Source organism: Bifidobacterium saguini DSM 23967, assembly GCF_000741715.1.
GTDB classification, from domain to species: Bacteria; Actinomycetota; Actinomycetes; order Actinomycetales; family Bifidobacteriaceae; genus Bifidobacterium; species Bifidobacterium saguini.
Map to the genome: position 1 here is coordinate 16,323 of NZ_JGZN01000010.1, position 18,881 is coordinate 35,203.

The window sequence follows — 18,881 nt, forward strand, 5'->3', positions numbered from 1 at the left end:
TCCCCTACAATACCCACCCCAATGACGTAAAACGGGGGTATTGAACATCGAGCAGACAAACTATGTGACATCGTTGTCACGCCGTGTGAGGGCGTTGTCTCTTGACATAATGTCATTATTTGACTTTGACGATGAGAAAACGTTGCAATACTGCGGTTTTTGAGCATTAAAGCTCGAGTTTGCCGCGAATTTACCTGTGTGAACGGCTTTCGGGCGTGTCGTCGGTCTCGTCGTCAAAGCTAAAAAGCTCCTCAACCGTAGTGTCGAACACCTTGGCAATATCCATAGCAAGCCTGAGCGAAGGGCAATACTGCCCCTGTTCCAAACGTCCGATGGTTTCTCGGCGAACATTGATGAGATCAGCCAACTCGGATTGCTTCATGCCTCGAGCAAGACGGTGAATTTTCACGCTAGTCTTCATCGTCATCCCCATTCGAGCCGTCATGCTCCAGCCAGAGATAATAACCATCAGACAAAGCCAAAGCGCACATAGCCAGCGTGGGCAACGCCATAGGAGGAATCACATAAGGGGTAAACAGTATGCGCATGTTCAGCACGGTGTAGATGAACCCTAGCGCCACCAGCACGGCAACCAGCACCCACATGGCGAATTGCGTGGCCTTGCTCTGATGCTGATCCGAAAGCTCATCTCGCCGAGGGCGCTGCTTGTTGAGCACCTGAACCACCCAGATTTCACCGCAAGCCCAAATAAGCGCCACTAGAGCCGTGATAATAACTCCGATGAAATTGTGCCCAATCATCATCATGAGCACGCATGCCAGTGCGCCCACGATTTCCACCACCGCGCGCATCGCAATGTATCGGTTAAAAGTCATAGTTCCCCCGCTCTCTTATTCGCTTGGTTCATTATAGGGTGGATACATCGGGGGTGTGGCGCATGTCAGGTATGCGACGGGCGCATATTGCTCAGTGCAAGCAAGTACGCCGATAACAAGAAAGCCCTGCGCTCAGGCAGGGCTTTTCTCGCAATGCGAAGCTGTTATTGCAAATCAGTAGCTCTTGTACTGCAACCAGTGGCTGTAAGCGGCGGAGATAGAGCCATAACGACCGTTGCAGTAGCTGACGAACCACTTGAACTGGGTCTGGTAGTTGGTTGCCCAGTCAGCGCCAGCGGAAGCCATCTTGCTACCCGGCAGAGCCTGCGGCAGACCATAGGCGCCGGACGGGTTGACAGCAGTGGGGCTCCAGCCGGACTCGTGATTGATGATGTAATTGGCTGCGGTGAAATCGTCTTCCGTGTAGCCATTGGCAATCAGATAATCGTGAGCCCAAGTCTGCATTTCACCGACCGGCACAGTGGTGCCCAAGCTCGTGGATGATGAGCTGGAAGACGAAGAAGAGCTGGACGTGGAACCGGTGCCAACCAAAATCACCTTATCCACAGGAGCCTTCTTGACCCAGGAAGTGAACACATTGGAGGATACGACCTTATCGCCGGCGCGAGTCACCAAAGAGGTGGTCTCCATAACGCCGTTCTCACCCTCGGTTTCCACCTTTTCGGTACCCTTAGGCAAATCGGACGTTTCCTTACGCACTTCGTTGAACGGAATATCCGTATCGCTGGTCTCCACATCTGCGCCAGCACGTTCAATAGTGATGACCGTGGCCTCGGTGACCTTGCTCTTCAGCGAAGGAGATACGGTGTCAGCTGGATCAAGCGTGATGTTGCCGGCGTCCAGCACATCCTTGACGGTTTTCATGGCGCTTTTCTCACCAAGCACCACGCGGGAATCACCATTGATTTTTACGGTGACATACGTGGTGTTCTTATCCGCGCCGTTCAACTCGCCACGGGCGGCGGAACGGGAAGCTGCGGAATCAGTGGCGGAAAACGCGGTGATATGAGTGCCAACCGTGCTGGTATCCGACTGATAGAAGTTGCGGGATACAAACCCAGCACCAGCGATGAGACCTCCGGCGGCAATCACTGCGCCAATCTTTGCCCACTGACGCTTGCTTAAGCTCAGGGACTTCAGAGGGGAGGTTTTCCTACCGTGTCTCGTCATTACGCTCCTTGGATTGATTGCAACTCGATTGGATTATAGGAACCACATGAACGTGCAGGTTGCGCGAACCGAGCTGCACACTGCCCACCATCATAGATGGTGCACTGGATGAAATACAGCAATGCCGTCTCCACGAACAAGCATGGAGGCGGCATATATAGTGGTTGCTGATGCTTAGTAGCGCTATATATCGGGGAATCGGGTGGATTTTGGACCCAAGTCACGCAGCGTTCTGATGTGCTCAGTTCTGGGCGGCGGCCTCAGCCTTGGCTGCGGCAAGATCAAGAGCCTTGGCCTGGCTGATCAGATCATCCAAATCAGCGGCCTGCAGAGCACCAGCCTGCTGGAAGATCACCTCGCCCTGCTTGGCAATCATCAGCGTAGGCACAGCCTGAATGCCAGCAGCCTGAGCCAAATCCTGATTGGCATCAATATCTACCTTCACAAAGGCGATGTCCTTATTCTCCGGCTTATCGGAAGCAGCTTCGAAAATCGGGCCGAACGCGCGGCACGGGCCGCACCATGTAGCCCAAAAGTCCACGAACACGATTTCGTTATCAGTAATAGTCTGCTCAAAATCAGCCGAGGTAATCGCCTTGGTTGCCATGTGAGTCTCCTTTATCAACTTATATGCAGGTTCACGTTTACATCTGCGCACCAGCTTGTCAGCACCACCCAACAAATAGGCGCCCATCGCGCTGGTTTTGCGCCGCAAGCCAAAACATGTTTGCTCATATTTCGCTGGAAGGTGAAGGAATCGCCGCATATTCGCGCGATAATGGGAGGCATGCCAGTCATGAATGATGAAGTGCCCGGCGAGGGCGATTTTGACGTCAACCGCAAGCGTGGCGAATTCGACAACATAACCCCCGAGGACTTCATTCACGGAGGTGGCTCGGGCCACGGCAATCCTCCGGGGTGGCTGGAGCCTGCAGACATTAACCGCGCTCGTCATCAAATGCCCATCGCATATGTGGAAATCGTGCCCGTGCGCACCGATGAGATGGGGCGCATTGCACAAGTGGGCTCACTGCTGCGCGTCTCGGACGATGGTTCAATCGAGCGTACGGTGATTACCGGTCGTGTGCTTTTCCATGAAACGTTGCGTGAGGCCATCGCCCGCAATGTGGCCAAGGATTTGGGCGATATTGCGTTACCGCTGCTGCCAGCCTCCCTGCAACCGTTCACCGTGGCCGAATTCTTCCCGACTCCAGGCCTGAGCGAGTACTACGATCCGCGCCAGCATGCGATTGCATTGTGCTATGTGGTTGCCATCGCCGGCGATTGCAAGCCGCAGGACGAAACGCTCGACGTGGAATGGGTTGATCCGAAGAGCGACATGATGGATAAGTTCGTGGAACAGATGGTCAATGGTCATGGCCGCATCGTGCGGCAGGCGCTGGCATGGGCCGGCGTGTGAGCGTGCAACAGTATTGCAACATTCTGATTCGTTGAGTTTGAATTCAAGGAAGTACATATGGCAATCGAATTAGTGAATCACGTTTACCGTGAAGGCGAAGGCGTGCCGGTGGTGCTGATGAATGCCTACCCGGTGGACCACCGCATGTGGGATGTTTGCGCTAAGGCGCTCGTGGATTTCTCAGATTTGGACGACGTGCCGCCGTTCCCCATCTGGGCTCCTGATATGGCCGGTTCCGGCGCCTCTCCCGTGCCGAGTGCTGAGGATTCCGGCCCGCAGCTGCCCAATGGTTCATATCCTGAAGCACTGGACCGTCTGGCAGACGCATACGTGAATCTGATCAAGGCCGCCGGCTACAGCCAAGCCATCTGGGTCGGGCTTTCGATGGGCGGCTATGTGGCGATGGATATTCAACGCCGCCACCCGGAGACCGTGGCCGGACTTGCCTTGTGCGACACGATGGCCGCCTCGGATGGTGTGGGCGGCGAAGGTCGCCTAGCGATGGCCGATGCCGCTGAACAAACCAATTCCGTGGAGCCGGTGATGCATTTCGCCAAACCATCCGAAGGGGATTCAACCGTGAAGAAAACCCCGGAATTCGTGGAAACCATGACCCGCTGGATTGAAGAACAGAATCCAGCCGGCTTGGCATGGCGCCAACGCATGACCTACGGCCGCCCGGATATGAGCGCCGTGCCGGAAACAATCAGCGCACCTACTCTGGTGATTTCCGGCGAGCTGGACCCCACCAGCAATCCAAGCGTGATGCGTCCGCTCTCCGCGCGCATTCGCGGCGCCGAATTCATCGACATACCAGACTGCGGCCACTTCAGCGCTGTAGAGCATCCAGACGTGGTGGCACGCGCACTGCTTTCCCTGGTCCGCCGTGTGCAGGCTGCCTGATTCAGCACATAGCCGCATAGTGAATTCGCATAGTGAAGTAAGGATCGCGAATGACCGCAGACATTCATTTCTCGCCGCTTGCACTCACCCAAGCGCTGCCATTCCTGCCGCTGGCACAAGGCGACATCGACTATCAAGTAGATCGACGCAGCGAACCGGGACTGATTGACGAACTCCTGCAAGACGCCAATACCAAGGTGATTTTGACCCGTGGCGGGCACATCGCCGTACCGCGTGGCCAAGGCGATCTCGTCGACTATGAAAACGTCAAAATGAGGCTCGCCACCTTGCCCGGCGGCTATGTTTCCGCCGAACTCAAGCGTTACCCGCAAGCCGTGGCCATGTTCCTCGGCTCCTACGGTGGCGCTCGCGGAGAATCAGTAATCGCAGTAGATATTTCACGAGTTCCAGAACCCGGCAGCACGGCCAGTAATACTGCAGCCCAGGCATCATCAGAAAGTTCCGCAGGCTGCGACATGCCGGCTGCACAATCAGCGGGCGGCCAGGCCGGCGCTATCACCGGCGTGCTCGGCACCCAAGATTACGGCACTGTTGACGGAGCACTCAGCGTACCGGATTCCGCAGGCCAAGGCGCAGACGATGCATTTGACGAATCAGTCGACCTGCAGGACAGCAAGAAGCCTGCGCCCAAGCCAACATTGCTGCAACAAGCAGTCACACGATTCGATTGGGTCGATTTGCGCGGCTTCGCACCTCACGCAAACGCGCGCGAAGCAGGGCAAGCCACCAGTGCCATCACATTAAGCATCTGGCATTCCCGTCAACGATTCTGCCCAACATGCGGCGCGCCGGTCGAAACCGCGCTCGCAGGCTGGGCGCAGCGTTGCTCCAACGCAGCAGACCGTAACCGCATTCTGTTCCCGCGCGTGGAGCCCGCGGTAATTACCGCCATCGTGGATGGGCAGGATCGTCTGCTGCTGCAGCATAACGCGGCATGGAAAGACGAGCGACTGTATTCAGTTTCTGCAGGATTCGTGGAAGCGGGGGAGAACCTCGAACATGCATGCCGGCGCGAAGCCATGGAAGAAACCGGTATCAAACTTGGCGAGGTGCGTTATCTCGGTTCGCAGCCGTGGCCATTCCCAGCCTCATTGATGATGGCATTCAAGGCACATGCCATCACCACCGACGTGCACGTGGATGGCGAGGAAACCATGACCGCACGCTGGGTGACGCGCGACGAATACACTGCCGAGTTGATTTCCGGGCGAATGGCTGCTCCAGGGCGAGCCACCATCGCGCGGTACATGATTGAGGAGTGGCTCGGGCGCGAACTGTAAGAGTGTGGAAGGCTGGGAAAACAGTGGTGGAATAGCCGGCAGCAATGCGTTAGTCTGGTGCCTATGAGTGATGAAATCGAACAGCCGCTGAACCTGGATATTCCCGAACACCTTGAGTACTCCGATGAGCACGTATGGGTGGACCGTTCGGGCGATCTCGCCATTCTTGGCATCACCGAATATGCCGCCGACCAGCTCGGCGAACTGGTATTCGTGGACCTTCCCGAGCCGGGCTCCCGCGTGGAAGCCGGCGATGAAATCGTGGAACTCGAGTCTTCCAAGGCCGTGCAGCCGATGATCAGCCCGGTGGCTGGCACGGTGAAATACGTGAACCGTGACGTTTCGGACGATCCGTCCGTAATCAACGGTGACCCATACGGCGAAGGTTGGATTCTCAAGGTTGAACTTGACGATGACGAGCCGGAGCTGCTCACCGCAGACGAATACGCAAAAATCATTCGCTAAAGGCTCTGCGTGCATGCTATGAGTCCGCTCTTAGCTGGCTCATAGCATGCATGGCCTATAGTGGTTGGCATGAGAAGCCCACGCGAGGATTTTGAAGCCGCAAGCAAGCGCCTGGAAACGTTGCACATACTGCGCCACGCGGGCGAGTCTGCGCTCGAAACCGCTGATTCTTCGACCTCAGCTTCCAGCACTGCTGCAGCAGACGACATGCCAACTGTGCCCATTCCTGCTCGTAAAGCCGTTACTACATTCGATGCGGCTTCCAAACGTGAACGCATCGAAGTCAAACCACCGCTGATCCGTTTCACGCGCCGTGCCATCACCCACACATTCGGCGTGTGGTCTCATATTTCCGCAGCTGTTGCGCATCAATTGGGCTGGTATCCGCGTGTGGAGCCATATGTTGGCTACGGTACCGGCGATTATTCGCGCCTGATTTGCCGCACGGTATACGCGCCTGAACATGGGCAGTCGGGTGAGCTGATTCGCGGTATTCGCGGCATGCTCACCATTCCTGCACCTCACACGCATGTGCAAGCCAGCATCGACGATACGCCACTGAACACCGTGCAAATAGGTGCTTCCGAAGTTTACGACAAAGTGGATCGTACGCGCGATCTCAGCGGCGAATACGCTATTTCCGATTCGGCCGGCTATCTTGATTTGGTAGCGGAGCATCGTCTCACGCCTGGTATTCACCGTGTTTCGTACACAGTGAACGACCGTAAACCGGTGAGTGCCAACCTGTACACGATTCCATCCAGCGCCAAGGTCGGCATCATCTCCGATGTGGACGACACCATCATGATTACCCAAGCGCCGGTGATTTGGAAAGCCGCCTACAATCTGCTGTTTTTGAATCCCAAGAAAAAAGCTTCCGTGCCGGGCATGAGCGTGCTGTTTGCCCGCATTTCGGACCTGTTCCCGGATGCTCCCTTCTTCTACCTCTCCACCTCGCCGTGGAATGTGGAAAGTTCGATCCGTCACTTCATTACCGATCACGGATTCCCTGAAGGCCCGCTGCTGTTACGCGATCTTGATCCTCGCCCGAAAACCTTTGTGCCTTCCGGCCCGCAGCACAAGCTGGAATTCGCCGAACAATTAATGGCGGATTTTCCGGATATGAAGTTCATTCTGGTGGGCGATGACGGGCAGAAAGACCCCACAACCTACGCCACCATCGTCAAACGATATCCGGGGCGCGTTCTGGCTATTGCGATTCGCCAGCTGAGCCCTAAGGAGACGCCCGGTTTGGCATCCGTGGCCGGCCTGACCTCCACGCAGCCCATACCGGTTACCGAAGTACCTGTGTTCACCGGCACCACTGGCGCGAATCTGCTGAAAACCATGATTCCATACCTGCGCGAGCACGCGAACGAACAGTAAGTCCCTTACTGGCGCGTACAATCGCGTGATATGACTGACATGACCGAACAGAATGCAGCAATGAAGCCGCCCGTGGCCAAGCGTGAGCCTCAGCGCCGTGAATTCCACGGCGACATATTTGAAGACGATTACGAATGGATGCGTAATAAGGAATCCGCTGAAGTTCAGGATTATGTAGCGTCGCAGAACACGTATTGCGAAGCGCGGATGAGCCATTTGGCAGGTTTGCGGCACACCCTGTTCGAAGAACTCAAAGCGCATGTGGAAGAAACGGACATGTCCGTGCCCACGCGCATCAACGGTTACTGGTATTTCACACGCACCCAGCAGGGCAAGCAATACGGTGTGCAATGCCGTATGCCTGTGCGCGGTGCGGATGATTGGGATCCTCCGGTTGTGGACCCGCAGGGCGCGCCCGGCTCCATGCCAGGCGAGCAGGTGGTGTTCGACGCCAACGTGGAATCCGAAGGCCATGATTTCTTCCGTCTGGGTGGCATGGATTTGAGCCATGACGGGCGCTGGGTGCTGTATGGCGTGGATGTGAGCGGCGACGAACGCTATGATTTCCGCATTCGAGACCTCGATGCCACGCTCGAGCAGGGGCGGCCGGTGGAATTGCCGGAGTTGTTCAAAGGCATTGGCGGAGCGTGTTTCACACCGGACGGCAAATGGGTGTTTTGGACTGAGGTCGATGACTCTTGGCGTCCGTGCGCGATTTGGCGCCATCAGGTAGGCACACCAGTGGAATCCGATGTGTGCGTATACCGTGAGACGGATGAACGATTCTGGGTGGGAGCGGGCATCAGCTTCGATGAGCGCAGCATCGTGATCGGGACCGGTTCAAAAACCAGTACCGAAGTGCTTATGCTGCCGGTAGCCACGCCGGAAGGCGAGTTCCAGGCATTTATTCCACGCAAGGAAGACGTGGAATATGATGTGAGTTTCGCATGCTTTGAAGGCGCCGGCGAAAACGGTGAAGACGTGCCGTTGGCCGTGGTCTATCACAACGCCAATAATCCAAACTTCGAAATCGATGTTATTGACATGCGCGCGCATAAGCCGCCATATCGTTTAGGCGAAGGCGTATGCGTGGCGGCCGGTTCGCCATACGGCTGCGAACGCGGCGACATGGGCCGGCCGATTACCGAAGCATACTTCAACCCGCTGAATCCTGCGATTTTGCAAGGTGCGCATGGCCTAGGCATTGAAGGCATTGCATTGCATCGGTACTTCGTCACATTGAGCTACCGGTCCGATGGACAGCCGCACGTCGCATACACCACCAAGCAGGCTGCTGCCGCTGACTTTTTGGCCGGCCGACCGTGGCGGTTCACCGAATTGTTGCCGCCACCGCTTGAAAACGATTGGGATATGGTGGCCGCCGACCGTTCGGATAGCACCGGTGACCACGGTGAGCGATTGTGGACGGACGATACGGCTGCGGATGCTGTTGCTGATGCTAGTGTTGCTGTTCCACAGGACCACACATCATCATTTGATGGTGCGAGCGACGACCATCTGCCGGGAGAAACCCGCCGTCTATACAACATCGGTACCGGTGGCAATCCTTCATATGATGCGCCGCGCATGCGATACTCCTTCGCCAGTTATACGCGGCCGGGTGAGCTGCATGAGATCGACCCGGCAACCGGTCGTGACACATTGCTCAAGCGTGCCACTGTGCTGGGTGACTTCGATCCGCGTGACTACATGGAGCGCCGCGTGTGGATTACCGCGCGCGATGGTGAGCGGATTCCAGTTTCACTGGTGTGGCGCCGCGATTTCCCCGCGCAGGATTCGCCAATGTTCATCACCGGTTATGGCGCGTATGAGATTTCCTCCGATCCGGGCTTCTCGGTGGCTCGACTCAGCATGCTCGATCGCGGTGTGCTGTATGCCGTGCCTCATATTCGCGGCGGTGGTGAACTGGGCCGCGCATGGTATGAGCAGGGTCGCCGACTCAACAAGAAGCACACGTTTGAGGATTTCGTGGATGCCACTCGCGCATTGCAGACCGCCCATTTGGCCGATTCGCGGCGCACAGTGGCCAACGGTGGTTCCGCTGGCGGCCTGCTGATGGGTGCCGTGGCCAATATGGCGCCGGAGTGCTTTGCCGGTATTGAAGCGGATGTGCCATTCGTTGATGCGTTGACTTCGATTCTGAATCCTGACCTGCCGCTGACCGTGACCGAATGGGATGAGTGGGGAGACCCGCTGCACGATTCGCGCGTGTACGAGTACATGAAGTCGTATACGCCGTATGAGAATGTGCCGGTACCGGTTGTGGAGTCGGCGGCTGATGCGGCTGAGATCGAGGATGCAGCTGGGGCTACAGCTGTTGCCGAGGCTGTTTCTGCATCCAAGAATGCCGTCGATTTCCCGCGTATTTTCATCACTACATCGATGAACGACACCCGCGTGCTGTACGTCGAACCATTGAAATGGCTGGCTCGTCTGCAGTCTGCTGGCGTGGACGCCGTAGCGAAAATCGAAGTGGAAGCCGGCCACGGCGGACTTTCTGGGCGATACAAGCAGTGGGAAGAAGTCTCCTATGAGAACGCCTGGTGCTTGGCGGTGATGCACATCACGCGCTGAGTCCACGCATGTGTCCACTTGCTGAGCGGAAGTAACCCGGCAAGTGGGCGCACGAGTAGGCTCCGATTGCATGGCAAAGACATACAAGATTGCCGTCATCCCCGGAGACGGTATTGGCAAGGAAGTCACCCCGTGGGCACAGAAGGCTTTGGAAAAGGCCGCTGAAGGCGTAGCTGACTTCGAATACGAACAGTTCGACCTCGGTGCCGAGCGTTACCTGCGCGATGGCACCATTCTTCCCGAAGAGGAAGAGGAGCGCATCAAGGCTAACGACGCCATCCTGCTTGGTGCAGTTGGCGATCCGCGCATCAAGGCCGGCATTCTGGAGCGTGGCCTGCTGCTGAAGCTGCGTTTCGACCTCGATCAGTACGTGAACCTGCGCCCCTCCAAGCTGTACAAGGGCGTCACTTCGCCTCTGGCCAACCCGGGCGACATTGACTTCGTGGTGGTGCGCGAAGGCACTGAAGGCCTGTACTGCGGTGCAGGCGGCGCGGTGCGTCGTGGCACTCCGAACGAGGTGGCCACCGAAGTCTCCATCAACACCGCCTATGGTGTGGAACGTGTGGTACGTTACGCCTTCAAGCTCGCCATGAAGCGCAAGAAGCATGTGACCCTTGTGCACAAGAAGAACGTGCTCGTCAACGCCGGCGACATGTGGCAGCGCATTGTGGACAAGGTTGCCGAGGAATACCCTGAGGTTTCCCACGATTACCTGCACATCGATGCCACGACCATCTTCCTAGTCTCCGATCCGTCTCGCTTCGACGTGATCCTGACCGACAACCTCTTCGGCGACATCATCACCGATGAGGCCGGTGCCGTGGTTGGCGGCGTGGGCTACTCCGCTTCCGGCTGCATCAACGCTTCCGACGAATACCCGTCCATGTTCGAGCCGATTCACGGTTCCGCACCGGATATCGCCGGTCAGAACAAGGCCAACCCGACTGCCGCTATCCTCTCCGCAGCCATGCTGCTTGAGCATCTCGGCTTCGACGATGCGGCCAAGAAGATTCACAAGGCCGTCGAAGCGGATATCGAGGAGCTCGGCTCCACCGTCCGCTCCACCGACCAGGTCGGTGAGGACATTCTCAACCGCATGTGAGGATATTCGTCCCACATATGAGGATATGTGACCTACCTGTGGGGTATTCGCCCCACAGGTGGAACGCATGCGGCTTGCACATAGGATATTCGTCCCACAGGTAAGTGGCATGCGGCTTGCAAGCAAGGCACGGTTACCAATCACGGTGATGTAGCCACACCTCGACTGTCGGTTTTTGGACATTGACTGTAGGACATCCAACATCGACTGTAGGTTTTTGAACACTGACTGTAGGGTTTCTAACGTTTTTCGTTAGAAACCCTACAGTCTTTGTGTAATTCCCTACAGTCAGTGTTGGATGTCCTACAGTCAACGTTCAGAATCCTACAGTCAAAGCTGGTACACGCACGCGCATAGACGCGTTTGCTATGGTGGGGGCGTGAGCGGAACGAAAATCAGTCGTGGGGAATGCAAGACACCAGGCGGCAAATTAGTGGCGGTAACCGTATCGTTTGACTCGGACGGCACTGTGCAATCCTGCCAGCTTGATGGTGATTTCTTCGTGGACACACCGGATGATGCGGCTTCCGAGCAGTATTTACAAGCCCTGACCAAGGCTTTAATCACTGGTCAATCATTGCAGTCGATAATTGATGAATATCCGAATTGCCAACTGATTGGTACTGATGCTGCGGCGATAGCAACCGCTTTTGCCCGTGCAGTCAGTGGAACTGATATATATAAGGTATCGACTACGAATTCCAATATTGCTGATACCAAGCAACTCCATACGACTATCAGTGCTGCGCAAGATGCCGCAGCGCACGACTATGCCGAGCGATGGGAGTCGCTCAAGCGGAATTTGATTGTCCTCCATGACCATCCGCGTACTCCTGCTGAACAAATGAAGATCGACGAAACCTGGGCGCGAGAAGTGGCAATGGGCAAGCGCTCGCCGACATTGCGCATATGGGAATGGGCTGAGCCGGCAGTGGTGATTGGACGATTCCAATCAGCACCGGATGAAGTGAATCTGGATGTTGCCGAACGTCTGGGATTCGATGTAGTACGCCGATGCACAGGCGGCGGTGCCATGTTCATCGAACCTGGCAATACGATTACGTATTCGCTTTATGTACCTCTGGAATTCGTGCAGAACATGAGCATTGAGGAATCGTACCGGCTTTGTGATTGGTGGCTCGTGGAAGCCTTACACGAGTTGGGCTTAGATGTGCGATTTTCCGGGCTGAATGACATTGCTTCGCAGTACGGCAAGATTGGGGGAGCGGCGCAGCGTCGTTTCCCGGTGACTCGCGCAGGCGCTGTACTGCATCATGTGACGATGGCATACGACATCGATGCCGCCAAGATGGGGCAAGTACTGAACACCAGCCGCGAAAAGCTTTCCGATAAAGCGGTGAAATCCGCGAAAAAACGCGTGGACCCTTTGAAAAGCCAGACTGGATTGAGTCGAGAGCAAATCATTGACCATTTGCTGCATTGGTTTGCATAAGTGGTTGATGCGGAGCCGAGCATCCGGTTCACTGTGATCCGAAAAATTCCTGACGAATAGTGTGAGGCGCGTTACAATATGACGAGTGGCCGACGCCGGCTATGAGCATAAGGATGGTGCATAAGCGTGGAAACTCCCAACATGTTTTCCGATGAAGAGAACATTCTGCTGCAAACTGCGCTGTTCAAGCAGGTTTCTCCCGCTGAAGCAGAAGAGCTGATTCCGCATCTCAAACGAGCCGTATTCGATAAAGGCGAGTACATCTTCTCCGAAGGCGATACCGACCACCGCATGTATCTGCTGGAGCGCGGCCGAGTCAAGCTGATTCGCACTTCCGCAGATGATCGTGTGCACCTCCTGTCCATTCACGCTCCAGGTGAAGTACTTGGTGAAATTCCTGTATTCGATCCTCATGGCGGCCCTCGCACCGCTTCCGCTGTGGCCATGAGTCACGGCACTCGCGTGGTGTGGTTGGAGCATGATGCATTGTTCTCCTGGCTGGACGAACACCCGCGTGTGGCCATCGATATGTTGCAGGTTATGGCGAACCGTCAGCGCGCCAATAATGAACGCATTTCCGATCTGGTATTCATGGATGTGCCCGCCCGCCTTGCCAAGACTTTGCTGAATCTTGGCTCGCGCTTTGGCGAACCGGTGGAGCAAGGGCTCAAAGTACCGCATGATCTAACGCAGGAAGAGCTGGCACAGCTGGTGGGTTCTAGCCGTGAGACAGTCAATAAAGCATTGATGGACTTCTCCAATCGCGGATGGATTGCTCGCGATGGCCGCTCCATTATTATCTTCCAGCCGGGCATGCTGATTCGACGTTCACGCCGATAGCTGCGCATTCGGCCATCTTTCAGCAAACATTACGCTAGTGCGATTCTTGTGATGATTAGCTGTTGTGATGGACTTGGCACTGGATTGGTACGCCGGCCCATTTAGAATGGGGCCCATGCCCAAAAAGAAGTCCCTGACAGTTCGTCGTGTGCTTGTTCTCCTACTGGCCTACATCATGCTTGCCGTGTCTGGCGGTGTGGTGGCCAGCGTGTTGTTCGTGCCGGGTGTGATCGGCGCCAACAAGGCCGCCAAGGCGGTTATCCCCTCATTGAAGGTGGAGAACGTGGACTTCGACGTGACTAATTTGCCGCAGAAGTCGACTATGTATGCGAACGATGGCACCACCGTGATTGCCACGTTCTACAACCAGAACCGTATCGTGGTTCCGCTGAAGAAGATTTCCAAAGCCATGCAGCAGGCAGTGGTGGCACGAGAGGATCGCCGTTTCTGGAGTCATGCCGGTGTGGATGTGCAAGGCGTGATGCGTGCGTTCGTGCAGACCTATCTGGTGCATGGTTCCCAGCAAGGTGGTTCGTCCCTGACCCAGCAGTACGTCAAGAACGTGTTGCTGATGCAGGCTATCGAAGATGACGATTCCATTGCCCAATACCATGCCACTGAAGATACGGTTGCCCGTAAGATTCGAGAGATGCTCATCGCCGTGCAGATGGAGAAGAAATACTCCAAGGCCGAAATTCTGCAGGGCTACCTCAACATCGCCCAGTTCGGTACCAACTTGTACGGCGTGGAAACCGCGGCTCAGCGTTACTTCAGCGTTTCCGCATCTGAACTGACCCCGATTCAGGCCGCTACGATCGCAGCTATCACCAAGAATCCGAACAAATATGATCCGCTGATTGAGGCCAATCAGGAAGAAAGCCAGAAGCAGCGCAATATTGTGTTGGATTTGATGGCTCAGGAGAACTATATTTCCCAGGATGAAGCCAAGAAAGCCAAGGAAACTCCGCTGAAGGACACCCTGAAGGTGCAGACCGTGAACGTGGGTTGCCAGGATACCGGCGATTACGCGTTCTTCTGTGATTATGTGGTGCATCGCATCCAGAACTCCGAGGAATTCGGCAAGACTCAGGCTGATCGTTACAAGCTGCTGCAGGAAGGTGGCTTGAAGATTGTGACCACGCTTGATCTGGATGCCAACTCCCTGTTGATGGATACCGCGCGTAACACGATTCCGCCGAACGATTCCAGTGGTATGGAAATCGCTATGGCTGCAGTCAAACCTGGCACCGGTGAAGTGCTGGGCTTCGGCTTGAACCGTTACTACGATGCTACGCCCGAGGCTGCGAACGATGCCACCAAGACCAGCCAGAACTATGTGGTTGACCTTGCAGACGGTGGTGGTTCCGGTTGGACCATCGGTTCTTCTTGGAAGCCGATTAACTTGGTGGCATGGATGGAAGCAGGTCATTCCATCAACGACAACCTGCAGACTTCCACCACGTATCCAACTACCGACTTTGCCTGCGACCGATACACTGGCGGTACCGATTCCTGGAAGGTGCAGAATGCATTCGGCACCACGGTGAACCCGGAAAGCCCGTTCTTGGGTCTGGTTCGTTCTCATAACACCACCCAAGCTTCGATGGGCTCGATTATGAAGCTGTGCAAGGTTGCGGATACCGCTACTGAACTTGGCTATCATGACGCTAAAACCGGTGAAACGATTGATAAGACTTCGTCCTTCACTCCGTCCATGATGATTGGTTCCGTGAACGTTTCCCCGCTGACGATGGCCTCCATCTTTGCCGTGTACGCCTCTAACGGCGTGCAGTGCAACCCGATCGCTATTTCCAAGGTGACCGATGGTGACGGCAATGATCTGAAGGTTCCGTCTGCCAACTGCCATCAGGCGGTCGATCCGGAAATCATTCAGACTCTGGCTTATACGCTGAACCAAGGTGTGACCAGATCTGATGGTCAGGGCCATAACTTCCAGCTCAACAACGGGCGTAAGTCCTTCGGTAAAACCGGTACGAGCGAGGATTTGGCCGTGTCCAGTGGTTCATTCATTCCAAACCAGATCGCAACATTCGCTGTGGTCGGCGATGCTCAGAACCCGTATGCTCACCGTATTGCCAACATTCGCATCAACGGTGTGTACAACAGCTACTGGGATGGTTCCACGATTGCCGCACCGGCATTGCGTAACTTCCTGAACTCCTACGCGGACAAGAAGCAACTGCCGATTGACAACGACTATGGCCAGCCGTCATCGAAGTACACGGCCAGTGGCACCACGCTCGGTATCGGCGGACGTGCATACAGTGCACAGAAGTCGACCACCAGCAACTCGAATGGTTCCACGTCGTCCAATAGCGACAGCTCTACGAGCAGCCAGAATTCGGAGAGCAGCAGCCAGGACGAGCAGTGATATCGCACTGGTGGAACACATCACTGCAGTGACCATTCACTGAACATGGTGACTACATAGTTAGCGGGCGTTACCTCATCGAGGTGACGCCCGTTTTACAATTGTGCAGGATACATATACCGCAGTCGGCGGTATCCACGACTTGAAGCCGGCTATTGGAGGGGGACTGATGGACAGCGATACGCTGACACATGAGAATTTCGATTTCAGGGGATTCGACGTGCCTGAGTTGAAGGCGGTGACGTTGGCCGCCTCCGGTCCAAACACGGATGATTCAGCACCCGGCATCACGCTTGAACATAGCGACAAAGCCGGGAAAAAATCTGGTGGCAAGGCCGGCAGAGCGAAGAAAGGCAAGAACGTGTCAAAGGAAACAGGTAAGAGCAAGAAGAATCGCGTTGGACTGTTTACACCAATGGGTTTGCGCGATGTAACCGTGCGCAACCGTATTTGGCTGCCGCCAATGTGCACGTATTCCGCATTCGCCCGTGACGGCAAACCTACGCCATTTCATTATCAGCACTACGTATCTCGTGCTTTCGGTGGTTTTGGCTTGATTATTGCCGAAGCGACCGCAGTAGCTCCGGAAGGCCGTATTTCCCCCTGCGATGTGGGTCTGTGGGAGGATGGCCAGATTGATGCTTGGCGTTGGATTGTGGACGGTATTCGCAATGCGGGTGCAGTGCCTGCGATTCAGCTCAATCACGCTGGTCGCAAGGCATCCACCGGTTGCTTCGCTGTAGGGTATGAAGGCCAAAGCGTGCCCGAAGAAGCCGGTGGATGGCCCACCGTGGCTCCCTCCGCCATCGCTTTTGGTGGGCTGAACAAGCCGCGCGAATTGTCCGTGGACGAGATCCACGGCATCGTTGGAGCATTTGCTGCAGCTGCCGGTCGTGCAGTATCCGCTGGATTCCAAGCCATCGAAATTCATGCCGCTCACGGTTACCTGATTTCCGAGTTCCTGGATCCGCTGAGCAATGAACGTACGGATGAATATGGTGGCGACTTGCAAGGCCGCGCTCGCTTCCTGCTGGAGGTAGTGGATGCTGTGCGCGCCACCATTCCGGAAAGCATGCCTCTGTTGGTGCGTATTTCCGCTACCGATTGGGCTGCAGGCGGCTGGGATCTTGACCAGACCATCGTGGTTTCCAAGTTGCTCAAGGAACACGGCGTTGACCTGGTTGATGTTTCTACTGGTGGCATTATGGCAGGCGTATCCATTCCGGTTAAGCCGAACTATCAGGTGCCGTTTGCCGAACAGGTGCGTGTGAAAGCTGAAATTCCAACCACCGCCGTGGGTCTGATTACCAAGCCAAAGCAGGCTGACAAGATTGTGGCTCGCGGTGAGGCGGATGCCGTGGAAATCGGCCGCGCTGCATTGCGCGATCCGTATTGGCCGCTTCGTGCCGCCAATAAGCTTGGTATCCCGGCTACCGAGGCACCATATCAGCCGCAGTACATTCGCGGTGCATACTGATTGAGCTGCTGGTAGCGATGGGCTGGCCAGTCTGTCGGTAAATTTGCTGGCATTTGTCTATTGATATGCGATGGGGGGGTGTTCCACTATTCAATAGTGGAACACCCCCCCATCATGTTTTTTATGCTTTGCTGTGCTGCATTTCGCAGAGTAATAGGTGCGGCTTGTTATCGCGCTTGATTATTGCCCAAGCTACTGCACATCCACGCCGACAGCATCGCTGATGTGATCGAAACCATCGCGACGCAACAGGTCGGCAAGGCCGCGCTTGAGCACGGTAATCTGCTGTGGGCCGCGGTACATCAGCGAGCTGATGAACATGATGAGGCTTGCGCCGGAGCGAATACGCTCATAAGCCTGTTCGGGGGTGAAGATGCCACCGATGCCTGCAAGAGCGAATCGGTCACCATACTCCTGATATACCTTGCGCAGCAGCGCGTTGCTTGCAGTGGTGCAAGGGCCGCCGGAAAGTCCACCTTCCCAGTCGCGCGGAATCTCAAGGCCGGTGCGATCTTTCTGCAGATTGGCAAGGGAAAGACCCTGCACATTGTGCTCAGCCAACACATCAAGCAGTTCCTTGTACTGCGGCCACGGCTTGTTCAGCGGCATCTTGACCAACGTGGGCTGCGGGCGGTCGATTTTGTCCAGCGCGGTGAACAAACGGTCGAGAGCTTCGGGGGAGGAGGTGAACGGCTCGCCTACATGGGTGTTCGGGCAGGAGACGTTCACTTCAATCATGGCGGTGCGGCCTGCTGCTCGGCGCATGGAGATGCAGTAATCTTCAATGCCCTCGTCCAAATCGCCGCACAATGCATCATTGGTGCGGGCAATGGATACGGAGATTTGCATCTGGCGGGCTTGCGTCCATGCTTTTTCAGCACGTTCGATGACTTTGTCCGAGCCGATGTTGGCGAGGCCGACGTGCACCATCATCGAATCATATTCAGGCAGACGGTGGAACCACGGCTTCGGATTGCCGGGGCAGGGGCGAGCGGTGGTGGAACCCACGGTTTCAAAACCGAAGCCGGCATTGTCGAGCACTACCGGCATGTCGCAGTTCTTATCGAGTCCTGCGGAGAGGCCGAACGGATTGGAGAAGTCGACGCCCATCACATTGGTTTCCAGAATGGGATCGGTGTAATCGAGCATGGTGCGTTCGGCAAACAACAGCGGTGGGATATGACGAACCATGTGGCAGAATTCGATCATCTGATCATGAGCCTCATCCGGGCGGTGGTTGAACACGAAGTTCGGTTTGATGATGTGCTTGTATCCAAAGGTGAACAGGTCGGTGGTCGCCTTGTTGACGGCGTCATGCCAGAAGCTATCGCAAACATAAGTCATGATGCCTATTGTCTCACTGATGAATGGCTGATGGCTACCGTTTGCGATGAGGTTTTCCTGTGACTTCGAGTGCAGCGACGATGTGCGTTTGTGTTTCACAGCATGTTTCACAAGGGGCTGCATTGTTTGGGTGATATGAATGTTCGATTTTGCGCGTTTGAGAGTCTCTTTTTGAA

General features: G+C 55.7%; 16 protein-coding genes. 11 read left to right on the top strand and 5 right to left on the bottom strand.

What is annotated here, in order from left to right:
* Positions 1–190 precede the first annotated feature (190 nt).
* The 4 genes from BISA_RS07975 to trxA form a co-directional block, all read right to left on the bottom strand.
* Positions 191–421, bottom strand: a complete 231-nt coding sequence (locus BISA_RS07975; protein ID WP_033891290.1) for a helix-turn-helix transcriptional regulator — start codon at positions 419–421, stop codon at positions 191–193.
* Positions 411–836 (bottom strand): hypothetical protein, encoded by a 426-nt coding sequence (locus BISA_RS07980; RefSeq protein ID WP_033891291.1) that lies wholly within the window; start codon positions 834–836, stop codon positions 411–413. Before BISA_RS07980 ends, BISA_RS07975 begins: the two co-directional genes overlap by 11 nt.
* Before the next feature lie 174 nt (positions 837–1,010).
* On the bottom strand, positions 1,011–2,027 hold the full coding sequence (locus tag BISA_RS07985) for a G5 domain-containing protein (protein WP_033891292.1): 1,017 nt from the start codon (positions 2,025–2,027) through the stop codon (positions 1,011–1,013).
* Positions 2,028–2,268: 241 nt separating this feature from the next.
* Positions 2,269–2,634: a thioredoxin gene (gene trxA, locus BISA_RS07990; RefSeq protein WP_033891293.1), complete on the bottom strand. Its 366-nt coding sequence runs from the start codon at positions 2,632–2,634 to the stop codon at positions 2,269–2,271.
* A 180-nt stretch (positions 2,635–2,814) separates the two neighbouring features.
* On the opposite strand from trxA, the gene BISA_RS07995 reads away from it, so the two are divergent.
* From BISA_RS07995 to BISA_RS08045, 11 genes are all read left to right on the top strand, one after another.
* On the top strand, positions 2,815–3,447 hold the full coding sequence (locus tag BISA_RS07995) for an NUDIX hydrolase family protein (RefSeq protein WP_033891318.1): 633 nt from the start codon (positions 2,815–2,817) through the stop codon (positions 3,445–3,447).
* 57 nt (positions 3,448–3,504) lie between these two features.
* Positions 3,505–4,350, top strand: a complete 846-nt coding sequence (locus BISA_RS08000; RefSeq protein ID WP_033891295.1) for an alpha/beta fold hydrolase — start codon at positions 3,505–3,507, stop codon at positions 4,348–4,350.
* A gap of 110 nt (positions 4,351–4,460) precedes the next feature.
* A complete protein-coding gene (nudC, locus tag BISA_RS08005) occupies positions 4,461–5,651 on the top strand; it encodes an NAD(+) diphosphatase (protein ID WP_420308661.1) in 1,191 nt (396 codons plus the stop codon).
* A 63-nt stretch (positions 5,652–5,714) separates the two neighbouring features.
* Positions 5,715–6,116 (top strand): glycine cleavage system protein GcvH, encoded by a 402-nt coding sequence (gene gcvH / locus BISA_RS08010; protein ID WP_033891298.1) that lies wholly within the window; start codon positions 5,715–5,717, stop codon positions 6,114–6,116.
* Positions 6,117–6,185: 69 nt separating this feature from the next.
* Entirely contained in the window at positions 6,186–7,502 is a 1,317-nt protein-coding gene (locus BISA_RS08015; RefSeq protein ID WP_033891299.1) for an App1 family protein, read from the top strand.
* Positions 7,503–7,532: 30 nt separating this feature from the next.
* Positions 7,533–10,097, top strand: coding sequence for a S9 family peptidase (locus BISA_RS08020; protein WP_033891300.1), 2,565 nt, complete (start codon positions 7,533–7,535; stop codon positions 10,095–10,097).
* Between the two features lie 70 nt (positions 10,098–10,167).
* Positions 10,168–11,199 carry a 3-isopropylmalate dehydrogenase gene (locus tag BISA_RS08025; protein ID WP_033891302.1) on the top strand — a complete coding sequence of 344 codons (1,032 nt, stop codon included), beginning with the start codon at positions 10,168–10,170 and terminating at the stop codon, positions 11,197–11,199.
* 379 nt (positions 11,200–11,578) lie between these two features.
* Complete coding sequence (locus tag BISA_RS08030) at positions 11,579–12,652, top strand: lipoate--protein ligase family protein (RefSeq protein WP_237746120.1); 1,074 nt, start codon at positions 11,579–11,581, stop codon at positions 12,650–12,652.
* A gap of 120 nt (positions 12,653–12,772) precedes the next feature.
* Positions 12,773–13,492 carry a Crp/Fnr family transcriptional regulator gene (locus tag BISA_RS08035; protein WP_152597284.1) on the top strand — a complete coding sequence of 240 codons (720 nt, stop codon included), beginning with the start codon at positions 12,773–12,775 and terminating at the stop codon, positions 13,490–13,492.
* A gap of 106 nt (positions 13,493–13,598) precedes the next feature.
* On the top strand, positions 13,599–15,884 hold the full coding sequence (locus tag BISA_RS08040) for a transglycosylase domain-containing protein (RefSeq protein WP_033891305.1): 2,286 nt from the start codon (positions 13,599–13,601) through the stop codon (positions 15,882–15,884).
* 169 nt (positions 15,885–16,053) lie between these two features.
* Positions 16,054–17,361, top strand: coding sequence for an NADH:flavin oxidoreductase/NADH oxidase (locus BISA_RS08045; protein ID WP_033891306.1), 1,308 nt, complete (start codon positions 16,054–16,056; stop codon positions 17,359–17,361).
* A 192-nt stretch (positions 17,362–17,553) separates the two neighbouring features.
* Here BISA_RS08045 and BISA_RS08050 read toward each other — a convergent pair whose 3' ends face one another.
* Positions 17,554–18,705: a quinone-dependent dihydroorotate dehydrogenase gene (locus BISA_RS08050; RefSeq protein ID WP_033891321.1), complete on the bottom strand. Its 1,152-nt coding sequence runs from the start codon at positions 18,703–18,705 to the stop codon at positions 17,554–17,556.
* Positions 18,706–18,881 lie beyond the last annotated feature (176 nt).